Source organism: Brevibacillus sp. YAE8 (assembly GCF_057543335.1).
The window spans coordinates 1-559 of the sequence record NZ_BAAIYG010000132.1; the positions used below are offsets into that span (position 1 = coordinate 1).

Genomic DNA, 559 nt, shown 5'->3' on the forward strand with positions numbered 1-559 from the left:
CGAAGCGGCCCTCGCTGAGTTGAAAGGCAGCGAACGCCAGTGCCAGATTGAAGGCCACGAATACACGCTACTGCTGGCCGACGACGAAGTGATGATCCGCGCCAACCAGCTCGGTTTTGAAGGCGACGAGATGGAAGAGGGCATGAGCTACTACGATGAAGAGAGTTTGGCGTTTTGCGGCGTCGAGGACTTTCTGCAAGTCCTCGAAAAGTACCGTTCCTTCGTCACCACCTACCGCTAACCCGCTACTTGCCGCGCGACGCGCTCCAGCAAAGCAGTGAACCTGCGACCACCATGCCTACGCCCGGCCAGAAACTGGCTCCCGGCAAGGTGTGCAGCCACAATCCCGCGATGAAAATAGCCGACAACGGCGTGAAATAGGAGAGTGCCGCAACCAGCGTGGCATTGCCTTTTTTCATCGCGATGTCCCAGCACTGGTAGGAAATCGCGGTGATCGCGCCCATTACCAGTAACTCGGTGACGGCCGGCCAAGTCATTCTGATTCGGATGGAAGAGTAGTTGAAGTAGAGCGCCCACAGCACCGCGCCGGTGGCCAGCA

Annotated in this window: 2 protein-coding genes; one reads left to right on the top strand and one right to left on the bottom strand. The window is 58.3% G+C overall.

Going from position 1 to position 559, the window contains the following annotated elements:
* The coding region (locus AC27IT_RS28000; RefSeq protein ID WP_487092292.1) for a YacL family protein at positions 1-241 on the top strand (241 nt) is incomplete at its 5' end.
* Positions 242-245: 4 nt separating this feature from the next.
* Here AC27IT_RS28000 and AC27IT_RS28005 read toward each other — a convergent pair.
* Positions 246-559: EamA family transporter (locus AC27IT_RS28005; protein ID WP_487092293.1), on the bottom strand; the 314-nt coding region annotated here is incomplete at its 5' end.